The sequence below is a fragment of the Roseomonas indoligenes genome, assembly GCF_017813365.1.
Lineage (GTDB): Bacteria > Pseudomonadota > Alphaproteobacteria > Acetobacterales > Acetobacteraceae > Roseomonas > Roseomonas indoligenes.
This window is the reverse complement of record NZ_JAGIZA010000002.1, coordinates 171,460-184,190: the sequence shown is the minus strand read 5'-3', so window position 1 is coordinate 184,190 and position 12,731 is coordinate 171,460. Positions and strand designations below refer to the sequence as shown.

At 72.5% G+C, this 12,731-nt stretch carries 9 protein-coding genes; 2 read left to right on the top strand and 7 right to left on the bottom strand.

All coding sequences use genetic code 11. The features are described 5' to 3' along the window. Positions 1-8 precede the first annotated feature (8 nt). Genes J5Y10_RS03205 through tagH form a run of 7 tightly spaced genes read right to left on the bottom strand, consistent with a single transcriptional unit; the run spans position 9 to position 9,616 of the window. Positions 9-773 (bottom strand): PP2C family protein-serine/threonine phosphatase, encoded by a 765-nt coding sequence (locus tag J5Y10_RS03205; RefSeq protein WP_245214270.1) that lies wholly within the window; start codon positions 771-773, stop codon positions 9-11. Further along, positions 770-1,360 carry a type VI secretion system-associated protein TagF gene (tagF, locus tag J5Y10_RS03200; protein ID WP_209370637.1) on the bottom strand — a complete coding sequence of 197 codons (591 nt, stop codon included), beginning with the start codon at positions 1,358-1,360 and terminating at the stop codon, positions 770-772. The genes J5Y10_RS03205 and tagF overlap by 4 nt, the downstream gene beginning before the upstream one ends. Positions 1,361-1,395: 35 nt before the next feature. After that, positions 1,396-4,962 (bottom strand): type VI secretion system membrane subunit TssM, encoded by a 3,567-nt coding sequence (tssM, locus tag J5Y10_RS03195; RefSeq protein ID WP_209370635.1) that lies wholly within the window; start codon positions 4,960-4,962, stop codon positions 1,396-1,398. A gap of 4 nt (positions 4,963-4,966) precedes the next feature. Beyond that, a complete protein-coding gene (tssL, locus tag J5Y10_RS03190; RefSeq protein ID WP_209370632.1) occupies positions 4,967-6,322 on the bottom strand; it encodes a type VI secretion system protein TssL, long form in 1,356 nt (451 codons plus the stop codon). Positions 6,323-6,343: 21 nt separating this feature from the next. Then, positions 6,344-7,672: a type VI secretion system baseplate subunit TssK gene (tssK, locus tag J5Y10_RS03185; RefSeq protein WP_209370631.1), complete on the bottom strand. Its 1,329-nt coding sequence runs from the start codon at positions 7,670-7,672 to the stop codon at positions 6,344-6,346. A gap of 10 nt (positions 7,673-7,682) precedes the next feature. After that, positions 7,683-8,153, bottom strand: coding sequence for a type VI secretion system lipoprotein TssJ (gene tssJ / locus J5Y10_RS03180; RefSeq protein WP_209370630.1), 471 nt, complete (start codon positions 8,151-8,153; stop codon positions 7,683-7,685). Then, positions 8,150-9,616 (bottom strand): type VI secretion system-associated FHA domain protein TagH, encoded by a 1,467-nt coding sequence (tagH, locus tag J5Y10_RS03175; protein WP_209370629.1) that lies wholly within the window; start codon positions 9,614-9,616, stop codon positions 8,150-8,152. Before tagH ends, tssJ begins: the two co-directional genes overlap by 4 nt. A 242-nt stretch (positions 9,617-9,858) precedes the next feature. On the opposite strand from tagH, the gene J5Y10_RS03170 reads away from it, so the two are divergent. After that, positions 9,859-10,656 carry a glycoside hydrolase family 73 protein gene (locus J5Y10_RS03170; protein ID WP_209370627.1) on the top strand — a complete coding sequence of 266 codons (798 nt, stop codon included), beginning with the start codon at positions 9,859-9,861 and terminating at the stop codon, positions 10,654-10,656. A 382-nt stretch (positions 10,657-11,038) separates the two neighbouring features. After that, complete coding sequence (locus J5Y10_RS03165) at positions 11,039-12,709, top strand: ShlB/FhaC/HecB family hemolysin secretion/activation protein (protein ID WP_209370625.1); 1,671 nt, start codon at positions 11,039-11,041, stop codon at positions 12,707-12,709. Positions 12,710-12,731: the final 22 nt, after the last annotated feature.

Genomic DNA, 12,731 nt, shown 5'->3' with positions numbered 1-12,731 from the left:
GGGCGGCGTCAGCCCGCGGCCGGCAGGACCCGGACGGTCACGGCGGTGACGTTGTCCGTAGCCCTCGCCAGCAGCGCCGCCGCGATGAGCCTGTCCGCCCCGTCCTCCGGATTGCCGGCGAGAAGCTCCGCGATGCGGGCATCGTCCAGCGCCTTGCAGAGGCCGTCGCTGCACAGCAGGAAGCGATCGCCCGCCTTCAGGGAGCCGGAGCGCTTGTCGAGGTCCAGCATCTCCGGCGCCGCCCCCACGGCGCGAGTGATGATGTTGGCCTGGGGATGGCGCACGGCTTGCTCGGCGGTGATAGCGCCGGCCTCCAGCAGGTCCTCCACCACGCTGTGGTCCCGGCTGACCTGCGTGAGCACGCCGTCGCGCAGAAGGTAGACGCGGGAATCCCCGGCCCAGAGGCAGGCGAAGTGCCCCTGCTGCGCCAGCAGCACGACCACCGTCGTCGCCATCAGCACCTTCGGGCCGCGCCGGGCGCTCTGCTCCATCAGGGAATTGTGCGTGGCCGCCAGCCGCGTGCGTACCTCCTGCAGGACCTGGACGGGGGCCAGGCCGGGCGGGATGCCGCCCAGCGCCTCGGCCACGGCGGCGGAAGCCACCTCGCCCGATTCATGCCCGCCCGCGCCGTCCGCCACGGCCCAGAGGCCGAGGTCGGGTCGGTCCACGAAGGCGTCCTCGTTATGCGTCCGCACCGCACCCGCATGGGTTACGGCGCGGGATTGGAAGGCGGGGCGGGTCGGGCGCCAGGTCTCGTCCACCATCTCGGTCATCCCCGATCCACCCCCCAGCCGTCATCGATCAGGCCCGCGAAGGCGCGTCCCTCCGGCAGACGTCGGCCGCGCTCCGCGCGCGGCGCGACGCGCGGCGCGCCCTCGGTCCACCAGGCGGCAAGGCCGCGCTCCGCCACGACCTGCTGTTGGGCGGCGGGCCCGCCGGAACCCTCCAGCGCGGCCATGGCGAGACCGAGCACCGCATCCGGGTCCAGGTCCTTCTCCAGCGCGTCCAGCCCCGCCTGCTCCGCTCCGGCGAGGAAGCCGTGCAGGTCACCCGGCCGCTCCGCCCAGTCGAAAGGGGCCACGGCGGCGACCGTCAGCGGGAAGTAGCGCCCGGCGCGGTCCACGCTCGGCAACCAGACGCCGGCCACGCCGTCCCGCCCCAGCAGCCCGGGCGGCAGGACGAAGCGCCAGACCGGCGCCTCCAACCAGGCCGCCACCCAGTCCTCCCCGGCGATCTCCCGCACGGAGAGGAGGCCGCGCTGCCACCAGAGATCCCAGGCATCGACGAAGTCGCGGGGCAGGCCGAGGCGCAGGAAGTCGCCACGGGCCGGCAACTTGCCGAACACCCCGGCCCGCACCACGGCCCCCATCCCGGGACCGGGGCCGGACGGGGAGGCTACTCCACCCGCGGGCACCGGAACTCCTGCAGCAGCCCCGGCGCGAAGGGGTTGTTCACGGAACCGGCGCGGATCTCGAACACGGCCTGCCTCTCGCCCAGCCGGTAGGTCAGGGTGAAGCGCTCCGGCGACCCCGCGGGGCGTAGCGTGCCGCGGTTGAACATGCGGAACATCGCCCAGGGCCCGGCATCCGACAGCACCCCCGTCCCGCCCGCCGGCGGCGGCTCGAAGACGAGGCGCACGTTCTGCATCCGCGTCGGGCCGGGCCAGGTGATCTGCGTCGTGCGCGGCGGGCCGTGGCTGTAGGTCACGGAGGTGCCGTCGAAGTCGAGCGAGACCTGCTTCGCCTCGGCATCGAGCTGCGAGGGCGTGATATCGAAGCGCACGCTCGGCGCCGCCGCACCGCCGGAGAAGAAGAGATCCCGGATGGCCGCCGCCCGCTGGAACTGCGCGACATCGGCCTGGGAGACGGGCGCCGGCACGCCATTGGCGGCCTGCGGCTTCCAGACCGTGCCGGAGGTGTCCACATAGGGCTTGAGCTGCGTGTTGAAGAAGCCGTCGATCAGCCCGCCCGGCGCGAAGAGCCGGCCGAAATCGTCCAGCGGCGTCTCTTGTGCGCTGCCCGGCACGAAGGGGAAGCGCCCGTTCACCGCCACTGGGCAGAGCGCCGCCGGGCCGCCCGCGCCGTTATAGGCGGCCGCGACCTGCTGCCGGGCGCCGCCGCCGCGCAGCACGTTGCCGCTGCCGGCCATGGCGAGAAGCCAGCGCGCGACGGGCTGGGGCTGCCGCTGCGCCTCGGCCCGCAGCGCGAGGGTCGGGTCCGGCCCCGGCGGTGTGGCGGGCGCCGCATTGCCGATGGGCGCCGCCGCCAGCTTCGCCAGCTGCTGCTGGAGGTCGTTCAACAGCTTCAGCAACTGGCTGATAGGCGCCCCCGCCCCGCCGGCGACAAGGTCGCGCAGCGCCTGGTAGCGCCGGTCGATCTCCGTGCCGGGCGGCAGGGCCGGGGCCGCGCCGGGCTGCACGCCGCCGAGCACGGCCGTCACGCGGGAAGCTTCCCCGGCCACGGCGTTCGCCGCGCCGGTCGCCGCGCCCCCGGCCCGGTTGGCCAAGTCGGCGACCGCGCCCGCCACACCGGGCGTCGGCGGTGGCGGCTCCGACAGGGTGAGCTGCCGCGCGACGGATTCCAGCAGCGACTTCATCGGGGATTGCGGCGAGGAGAGGATGTAGAGGTCCTGCGAGGCCTGGGTGAGGCTGCGAAGCGGCACCACGTCCAGATCCTGCAGCATCGCGTCCCAGGCCGCCGCGTAGTCGGCGACGTAGAGGGCGACCACGGCCTGCTCCAGCTGCTGCAGCTGCGGCCCGATGAGGTTCACCTCGGCATTGGTGCCTAGAACCCAGCTCTCCGAAGCCACCTCCCGCACCGCGCCCGTCAGCGCGGGCAGCAGCACGCGGTGGAAGCCGGCCAGGGTGAAGAAGCCCGGCACGCCCGCGTTCAGCGGCTGGCCGGAGGGGCGCACGAAGACGCTCTGCCCCGCCGCCCCCAGCGCCTCGGAGGGCCGCCAGGGCGGCAGGGCCTGGGCGGCGGCGGAGGGCTTGATGCGGGAATAGACCCTTGCTGCCAGCGGCACCCGGCTGAAGGTCGCCCGCGCCTGCGCCACCAGTTCCCCGTCCAGCGCCACCAGCGGCAGCGGGCCTTCCAGCAGCCTGTCCAGGTGCTCGCGCAGGCTGGCGAGGATCGGGGCGTTGAAGGCGCCGGGATAGGTGTTGCGCCAGTCCACCGCCATCCATTCCCGCACCAGGGCGCGGTCCAGCGGCCCCTGGTTGCCGAGCATGAGATAGACGCGGGAAGCCTCGTAGAGGAAATCCGGCCGCGTGAGATTGCCGCGCATCTGCGCTTCCAGCCGCCAGATCATGCGCGGCAGCAGGGCGTGGTTCAGCGCGTGGCGGTACACCACCTCGGCGCCCGCCTCGAGCTTCGCGCGCTGCGAGAGCCCGAAGGCGGAGATCCCGTCCTCCGGCATTCCCTCCGGCTGGGAGAGCTTGCGCGCGCTGTCGAGCAGCGTGAGCAGGCGCGGCAGGTCGGCATCCGCGACGGGGTCGAGCGGCAGCCGAGCCGCCCCGGTCTCGTACTCCGCCAGGGCCTTCGCCGTGGCATCCAGCTCCGCCTGCCCCTGGGAGCGGCCCGCCATCATCCAGCCGCCCGCCAGCACTGCCACCAGCAGCAGGGACGCGAAGGAGGCCGCGCGGATGATGAAGCGGCGGCGCCTGACCTGCGGCGGCTCGCTCCCCAGCATCGCCTCGCCGAAGATCACGCCAGTCAGGAGACGGTGCAGGAAGTAGCTGCGGCCGCGCTCGGGCCGCAGACTCGCGGCCCGCTGCTGGTCGATGCCGAAGGACCGGGCGATGGCGCCGGCCAGCCGGTCGATCGGCGTCCCCTCCTGCGTGCCGGAGGTGAGATAGACGCCGCGCAGCAGCGGCGCGGGATCCATGCGGGAACCGCCGAAGGCCTCGGCGAGGAAGCCGGCCACCGGCTGCTCCAGCGAGGCCACCTGGGCGGGGAAGCCCGCGATCAACGCGCGGCGCTCCGGGCTGCGCTCCGCCTGCAACCGCGCGAGAAGGCGGTCGTTCAGCCGCTCCACCAGCAGCCGCAGCTCCGCCGCGAATCCCTCGGCCGGGCCGGCGCCGGCGGCAGGCCGGGCGCCCTTGTAGGCGAAGGTGGCGCCCCAGACCTGCTCCCGCCGCTCGCGGTCCAGATCGTCGAAGAACTCGGTGAAGCCCGCCAGCAGGTCCGCCTTCGTCAGCAGCGCATAGACCGGCAGGCGGACGGCAAGCTTCTCCTCCAGCTCCTTGATGCGGCGGCGGATGGCCCGGGCATGGGCGATCCGCTCCTCCGCCGGGGCCGCGGCGATGTCGCTGAGGGAGATTGCGACGAGCACGCCATTCAGCGGCTGGCGCGGGCGGGTGCGGCGCAGCAGCGCCAGGAAGCCCTCCCACCCCGCGCGGTCCACCTCCGCGTTGGAATCCTGGGTCGTGTAGCGGCCGGCGGTGTCGATCAGCACCGCCTCCTCGGTGAACCACCAGTCGCACATGCGGGTGCCGCCGACGCCGGCTACCGCCCCCTGCCCCATCTCCGCCGCCAGCGGGAACTTCAGCCCGGCGTTCAGCAGGGCGGTCGTCTTGCCCGCGCCCGGCGGGCCGATGATGGCGTACCAGGGCTGCTCATAGAGATAGCCGCGCGTGCCGCGCGCCTTGCGCAGCAGCGCCATCGCGGCGGAGAGGCGCTCGCCGAGCGCCGCCACCTCCTCCGCGCGCTCCTGGCCGCGGGCGTCCGCAACGGGCGCCGCGATCCCCGTTGCCAGGTCGCGGTCCCGCCGCCGCCGGCGCCGGGTGACCAGCAGGTTCGCCACCACCCAGATCACCAGCATCACCAGGATGATGGCGGCCCGCGGGATCCAGTCCTCCAGCACGGACAGCAGCGGGCCGAAAAGCCAGATGAGGAGGGCGAGGAGCGCGACGCCGACGAAGCTCAGCACCCAGCGCCAGGGTATGCGACCCAGAAAGCCCATGGCCTCAGCCCCCGGTCCGGTGCAGCACGATCTCGATCCGCCTGTTCTGCTCCCGCCCCTCAGGCGTGGTGTTGGGCGCCAGAGGATCGGCATCCGCCCGCCCCTCGACGGTGAGGCGGCCCGGATCGCCCGCCGCCTCTCCCAGAATGGCGGCCGCGGCGCGGGCGCGGGCGGTGGAGAGCTGGAAGTTGGAGGGGAAGGCCACCGTGCGGATCGGCTGGTTGTCGGTGTAGCCGATCACCTGCGCCGGGCCCGGCTCCGTCTTCAGCGCCTCCCCGATGCGGACCAGCACCGGCTTGAAGTTCGGCTGCACCGTGGCGCTGCCGGAGGGGAACATGCCGCGGTTGCTGATCCGGATGATCGGCGTCGCGGCGGTGCCCGTCACGGTCACCAGCCCCTGCGCGATCTCGGGCGCGAGGAAGGTCCTCAGCCGGTCCACCGCGGTGGGCTGGTTAGAGGGCGGCGGCGGGGGCGGCGGCCGCACGATCGCGGCGCGGGAAATGGCCGGCATCGTCGCGGGCGGTGCGGCCAGCATCCGGGCATAGAGGTCGTCCGAGGCCGCGTTCAGCCCGCCGGAGGTCCAGATGAACAGCCCGCCCAGCGCCGCGAGCGCCGCGGCACCCGCGACCCAGAGCGGCACCCGCATCCGCGCGGCGCGGTAGGGGGCGGAGACGCCGGCCGTATGCGGCGCCAGCTCGGCCGAGGCGGCCGCCCGGTGCTTCGCGATGATCGCGTAGGTTTCCTCCCGCACCGGCTCGATCCCGGCCGGCACGTGCGGCGCCCGCCGGTACTTGCCGATAAAGCCGAGCGACATGCAGAGATACATCAGCTCGATCACCGGCATGAAGCGGCCGGGATTGTCGTTCATCTGCTTCAGCAGGTCGAAGAAGCGCTCGCCGCTGCGCACCTCCTGGTGGAAGGTCGAGACCATGGAGCGTTCCGCCCAGCCGCCGCTGCCACCCCAGGGAGTCGCGAGCACCACGTCGTCCAGCGTGGCGCAGAGGGCGTAATGCGCGGGCCGCAGTTGCTCCAGCGGGATGCCGGTAGCCTGGGCCGCCTTCTCGAAGGCGCGCACCTGGGCCACCGCGCGCTCCCGCAGGTCGCCCGCGGCCGGCGGGCGGGCGGTGTTCCGCAGCCGCGTGACGAGCTGAAGCAGCGGGGCCGCGACGGCCACCAGCGGATTGACCCCGACAGCCAGGTCCGTCGTGCCCTCCGCGACCGGGGGCGGCGGCACGGGCGGCGAGTAGGGCGCGGCAGCCGCCGGCTGGGGCGGTGTCGCGGCAGGCCGGCGCCCCCCCGGCACCGGACGGATGATCGTCCGGTCGCTGTCGTCGGGCTCCGAGAACGGATTGTCGCTCATCCCTGCCTCCCGTGATCCGGACTAGCCCCGGATGGCCCAGAGCTCGAGGTTCAGATTGGGAAAGGGGTTGGAAACGTGGATCCCGAAACCACCCGCGGACTGCATCTGCTTCCAATGCGGCGAGTTGGCGTCCAGCTCGAAATAGGTGGCACCCGCGTAGAAGGGCAGCTGGCGCGGCGCCACCGGCAGCGGGCGCACGTCGATGCCGGGCAGGGCGACGTTCACCAGCTCGACGATCTGCTCCACCGCGCCGATCTTCACCTGCGGCGGGAAGAGGCGCCGCAGCGTCTCCGCGGGCACGTCCGCCTGCACGACAAGGACGAAGCTGGAGCCGCGCAGGATGCTGCGATCCTTGATCGCCCCCACGCGCACGTTGTGCCGCCGCTCCTCCAACGGGATGGGCACGGCGTTTTGCTCGAGGACGAAGGAGAGGGAGCGGCGCAGGTCGGCGATCACCGGCTCGAAGCTGCGCTGCAGGTCCGCGTGGCGATAGGGTGGGTAGATGGAGGGGCGCCGCTTGGCCTCGGTGAAGGTCGCGAAATCGCCGGCGATCTGCACCAGCGCCGCGTAGAGGTCGGCCGGGTGGACCGCGCCCGCATCGGCCCAATGGCCGATAAGCTTCTGCGCGCGGTTCACGGATTGCAGCAGCAGGAAGTCCGACACGTCGGCGACGCCGCGCCCGCCGGGCTGGGTCATCCGCCCGGCCAGCGCCTCGCCGCGCTGGTTCAGCATCCCCGCCAGCTCGTTCAGCAGGCCCATCAGCGGCGGCGTCGCGGAGCAGAGAAGCGCCGGTGCGATCCAGCGGTCGTCCAGGGTCACGCGGCGGTCCGATCCCACCTCCACGACGCGCGCGAGGCCGATGCAGTGATAGCCCGCGCGGTTCTCCGTCTCCAGCATGTAGCGCATGCGCAGGCGCCCGACCTGCAGCTCGGCGGGCTGGGGCGAGCCGGAATGGGTGTCATAGGCCTCGAAGGGCTGCTGCAGCAGCCGGGCTTCCAGCACCGCGTCCGAGACGACCTCCACCGCGCCGTTCTGGCGGATCGGCAGGGCGAGGTAGACCACGGCGTTCCGCACGCTCTCCGCCAGGTCCAGCGGCACGGGCTGGTCGGTGTCGCCGGGGGTGGAGAAGGGCGTGCCGTCCTCGAACACGCCGCGCCCGGAGACGAGCGCGAACTGCCCGGTGGCGAGCAGGTCGCGGTTCACGACCATCTCCGTCATGCCCCAGCCATGCGGCCGCAGCGCCGCCGTGCGCTCGCGCACCAGCGTCTCCAGCCAGCGGTCCTGCTGCTGGAAGTGCTGGGAACGAAGGAACATCCCCTCGTGCCAGACGACGCGGTTGGTCCAGCTCATGCTGCGAAGCTCATGCTGCGGCCGGGGCAGGCGCCAGGGTGGCGGTGGTGCCGGAGGTGGTGAGGAGGAGCCGCGTCGGCCCGCTCGGCGCGATGGGCTGGGAAACCCGCCACTTCGCCCCGTCGATCGCGCGGAACAGCACGACCGCGCCGAGGAACTTCGCCGCCGGCTTCATCTCCCGCTCGATCGAGACGCTCTCCCCGGGGCGGATGATCACCGTCTCCGATCCCACCGCGTCGGCGCCGAGCGTCGCGCCCTCGCGCTCGGTCAGCGCGAAGACGTCCGCCGCCTCGAACTTGCCCGTGCCGGCGAGGAAGAACAGGCGCACGGAGACGGGCACCGCCTGCCCCGTCGCGTCGGGGTTCTGGTCCGCCCCGCCCCGGATGGTCAGGGCGAGCACCGGCGGGGGCGGCGGCGGCGGCGCACCGCAGCGCGCCAGCAGGAGCGCGGGCAGCACCAGGAAGGGCCGGCGTTGGATCATGGGATCTCCCTGCGGGACGAGAGCTCTTCCAGGGCCTGCTCATAGGCCTTGGCGAAACTCTTCCCGAAGACGCTGTCGAAGTTGTCGGCCAGCGCACCGCTCACCTCGGCGTGCAGGGCCTCGAAGGCCTCCCAGGCGCGGGCCTTGCGCCCGCCGGGCAGCACGGAGAAGCCGCCCTTCTCCGCCCCGCGCTCCAGCGCGCCGGGGTCGAAGCGCGCCAGCAGCGCGCGCACCGCGGCCTGCATCGCCGTCACCGTCGCCAGCTCGTGCAGCCGCATGTCCCGCAGCGCATCCGCCATGGCGGCGTCCGGCCGCATCGCGTCGCGACGCCCGATCCCCAGCATGGCGAGGAGCGCGTCGTCGTCGCCGGCGGAGAACTTCAGCGGGTTGTTGCCGGTGGTGCGGATCATCGTCTGCTCGATCCGGAACTCGCCCTTGATGGAAGCGCGGGCGATCAGGGCCTGGCGCAGCCCGCTGACCGCCGCGCGCAGGGCCGCGCCCGCCGCCTCCAGCGTGGCCGCAGGATCGGGCACGGCCTGGTCGCCGAGGCCCGTGCCCCGCAGGAAGGCGGAGAGCAGGGCCGGATCCGGGGCGCCCTCGGCCCGGGACGGCTCCGCCGCGGGCGGGCTTCGTTGCAGCGCACCCGAAACCGCCGGCGGCGGCACGGCCGGCGGCGGAGCCACGGACGCCATCTGCGGCGGCGGGGCCGGCGGGATAGCGGCCGGCACAGGCATGGGAGCCTGCACCGGCGGCGTTGGCGGCGGGGCCGAAGGACGGCTGGCCGGCAGGTCGAGATCCCAGTCGTCCGGGATCAGATTGCTGCCGCCCGACCGTCCCGGCGGACTGTCGATCGGGCCGAAGGGTTCGGGTTGGATAGGGAAAGCGGCGTGCAGGGCCGAGGCGTGGTCCGGCTGGGTTGGCCCCTGGAAGGGATCCTCGGCCGGTGCCAGCGGATCGAAATCATCGGGCAGGAGCAGGCTGGGCCCGCCGATCGACGAGCCGGGAAGGCTCGTTGGAGCGTCGAACCGGTCCCCGAAGGGGCGCGGCGGCGGGGGCGGCTCCGCGAAGGGGTCGAGCATGCCGGGCGAGAGCCCGCCCGCAGCGGGCGTCCTCTCGAAGGAAGAGGGCGGCGGGGGGGTGAAGCTGTGCTCGGCGATCCGCACCTCGATCTCGAAGGTGCCGAGCGTGATCCGGTCGCCGTCCCGCAGCATCCGCTCCCCGCCCGGCCCGAGCGGGGTAGGCGCGTGGTTCACGAAGGTGCCGTTGGAGCTGGTGTCGGTGAGCTGCCACGCGCCGGATCGGAACGCGATCCGGCAGTGCCGCTTGGAGAGATGCCGGTCGGGATCGGCGAGCACCCAGTCGTTGTCCGGGCCGCGGCCGATGGTGATATCGCCGCCCGTCACCTCGCGCCGTTCCGGCGCGACGCTGTCGGGGCAGCGGATCACGGACAGGGTCAGGCTCAAGGCCGCACGCGCTCCTGCCCGGCCGGGGAACGCCCGCGCCACCCGAAGGGCATCGTCGATCCGTGACCGCTCATTCCGCCCTCCCAGATCCTTCCGCCGGAACAATAAGGCCGTGCCGTCCGGCAAGGCTAGTGCGCCCCTCTGCAATCCCCCGCAGGACCGTTCCGGTAGCGGCGGCGGTGCGCCCGGCCTATCCTCCGGTGGCGGCGCGCAACCCGAGGAGGCCTGAACGGAGAATGGCGATGGACCAGATCCCCTCCCCCACCGTCCTCAGCACGGACGAGATGGGCCGGGTGGCGCCGCCGATCATGACCTCCGTCGGCCAGGGCGCCATCAACAACCCGGCCGACGTCTTCGTCATCCAGTCGCTGCTGAACGAGCGCCTGCCGAAGCCGCACACGCCCGTTCCCATCACCGGGGAAGCCGATCCCGGCTTCGTCCTGGCGATCGAGGCCTATCAGGCCGTGGTGATGGGCATGAACCCGCCGACCGGCCAGGTGGCGCCGGGCAGCCCCACCTACTACTCCCTCGCCGCGCGGCCGCTGGTGAACGCGCCGCCGCCGCCGACGGTGCGCTATGGCCATGTCGGCATCGTGCCGCCGGACGTGCTGCAGGCCGCCACGGCGTCCCAGACCCGCTGGCGCGTCCCAACCTCCATCACCCTTGCCCAGTGGGCGGTGGAGAGTGCCTGGGGCGCGTCCATGCCGCCGGACAGCAACAATCCCTTCGGCATCAAGGCGGTGGGATCCCAGCCCGCCGTGGAGAGCAACACGCGGGAGGTGGTGAACGGCGCGGACCAGTTCATCCGTGCGAAGTTCCGCCGCTTCGACAACCTGGCGGAAGCCTTCGACCACCACGGGCGGCTGCTGGCCACCAGCCCGGTCTACACCGCCTCCATGCGCTTCACGCACGATCCCGAGGCCTTTGCCGATTCGCTCACGGGCGTCTACGCCACGGATCCGAAATACGGCTACATCCTGAAGTGGGTGATCAACAACTACGGATTCCGGCGCTACGACCAGCCCGCAGCGGCGCCCTGAACCGCCCAAGGCCGCCGGGGTCATCCTGTGCCGATCGACGTGGCTGCCCTCGGGTGCTGGCAGCCGTGTTGGCGTTCCGTCCAGGACTAAATTCTATGAGCAGGAACACCGGATTGCCGCTCACCGACCTGTGAGAAGCTTCGGAAGAAGAAAAATCAGTGATGCATGTCACGCAGCAGGCTGCGCGATCCTTGCCATGGCATCGCACGTCTCGTTATGAATCCGTCTGTGGAACAGTTTTCACGACGCAATCACTTGTGTCGGGAAGCTTTCCCGACATGAAGCGCAAAGAGGCCGTGATATGGGGAAGCGGCTGGGATTGAAGCGGGCGCGGTTCTCGCGTGCAGTTCTCGCGACCTTCGCGGGCCTTCTTCCCACAGCCTTGGCCGCCCAATCGCCCGAAAGCCTCGTCATCCCGCCCGGCGGCACGCCGATCCCGCAGATCGCCCCTGTGGTGCCGCCCGTGGTGGGGCCGGATACGGGCCGCGCGCCCGTCGCGCCGGCGGCCACTCCCTCCGATGCGGGCAGCGTCTCCATCCGCGGCGTGGTCTTCGAGGGCGCGACCGCCTTCCCTGCCGAGCGCCTCACCGCGGCAACCGGTCCGCTCACCGGCCCCTCGGTGCCCGTCGCCTCCCTGGAGACAGCGCGCGCTTCCATCGTGTCGTTGTACCGCGAGGCAGGCTATCCCTTCGTGACGGCGGATGCCGTGGTGGGCGCCGATGGCGTGCTGCGCTTCCGCATCACGGAAGGCCACGTGACGGAGGTGCAGCTGGATGGGGATATCGGCCCCGCCGGCACCCAGGTCCTGCGCTTCCTCAACCGCCTCATCGGGCCGCGCCCGCTCGACATCGAGACGCTGGAGCGGCAGCTCCTCCTCGCGCAGGACATGCCGGGGATCGCCATCCGCACGGTGCTGCGCCCGGCGGGCACGGAGCCCGGCGCCCTCTCCCTTGTCGCGCAGGTCTCCCGCCGCGCGGTCACGGGCTTCGTCACGGGCGACAACCGCGGCTCCCGCCTCACCGGGCCGGCGCAGTTCCTCGGTGCCGCGCAGTTCAACAGCTTCACGGAGTTCGGGGAGCGAACGGAGCTCGCCGTGTTCTACGCCGACGGCGACACCCAGCTCTTCGGGCAGGTCGCGTCGGAGGCGTATGTCGGCGGCTCCGGGCTGCGCGTGCGCCTCTATGCCGGGCGCGGCCGCGCCACGCCGAACGGCGTGCTGCAGACGCTCGGCTACCGCGGCGAAACAACAGTGGGCGGCCTTTCCGCCACCTATCCGCTGATCCGCAGCCGCTCGCAGTCGCTCAACCTCGTCGGCGCCTTCGACGTGATCGACAGCGACATCGACATCGACGACGCGAACCGGCGCAGGCCCCGCTTCAGCCGGGACGCGCTGCGCGTGGTGCGCCTGGGCGGGGACTGGGCGGTGTTCGACCTTCTGGCCGGGGATTCCCGGCCGGCGAGCAACTTCTTCGTCCTGCGCCTATCGCAGGGTATCGACGGGCTCGGCGCCCGCTCCGGCGAAGGGCCGGACGCCTCCCGTGCCGGCGCGCGGGCGGGCTTCACCAAGATCGGTGGGGAGGCGACGCGGACCCAGGCCCTGTTCCCGATCGGGACGCAGGCTACCGTCTCCCTCCTCGGCACGGTGGCGGGCCAGTGGACGAACGATGTCCTTCCCCCCTCGGAGAAGTTCTACCTCGGCGGCAACCGTCTCGGCCGCGGCTTCTACACCGGCGAGGTGACGGGTGACCGCGCGATCGCCGTCTCGGCGGAGCTGCAGGTCTCGACCACGGTGGAGACGGAGGTATTCGGCCAGGCCCTGCGCTTCGACCCCACCGCCTATGCCTTCTACGACTACGGCAAGACCTTCGAGAACCTCTCCTCCGATCCGAATCGCCACCTCGCCTCCGTCGGGATCGGGTTGCGGACCGTGATCAACGAGCGGTTCGAGGCGGGGATCGAGGGCGTGCACCGGCTGACACGCCACCCCGGCGGGGCATCCCTGCCGGCACAGAAGGAGGACGCGCTGTTCTGGCGCTTCCTCGCCCGGTTCTGACGGGCAGGATGGAGGGCGCGGG

Coding starts and splice junctions, on each gene's coding strand:
- tssM (WP_209370635.1), bottom strand. CDS start 4,962: ATGGGCTTTCTGGGTCGCATACCCTGGCGCTGGGTGCTGAGCTTCGTC.
- J5Y10_RS03170 (WP_209370627.1), top strand. CDS start 9,859: ATGGACCAGATCCCCTCCCCCACCGTCCTCAGCACGGACGAGATGGGC.
- J5Y10_RS03205 (WP_245214270.1), bottom strand. CDS start 773: ATGACCGAGATGGTGGACGAGACCTGGCGCCCGACCCGCCCCGCCTTC.
- tssL (WP_209370632.1), bottom strand. CDS start 6,322: ATGAGCGACAATCCGTTCTCGGAGCCCGACGACAGCGACCGGACGATC.
- tssJ (WP_209370630.1), bottom strand. CDS start 8,153: ATGATCCAACGCCGGCCCTTCCTGGTGCTGCCCGCGCTCCTGCTGGCG.
- tssK (WP_209370631.1), bottom strand. CDS start 7,672: ATGAGCTGGACCAACCGCGTCGTCTGGCACGAGGGGATGTTCCTTCGT.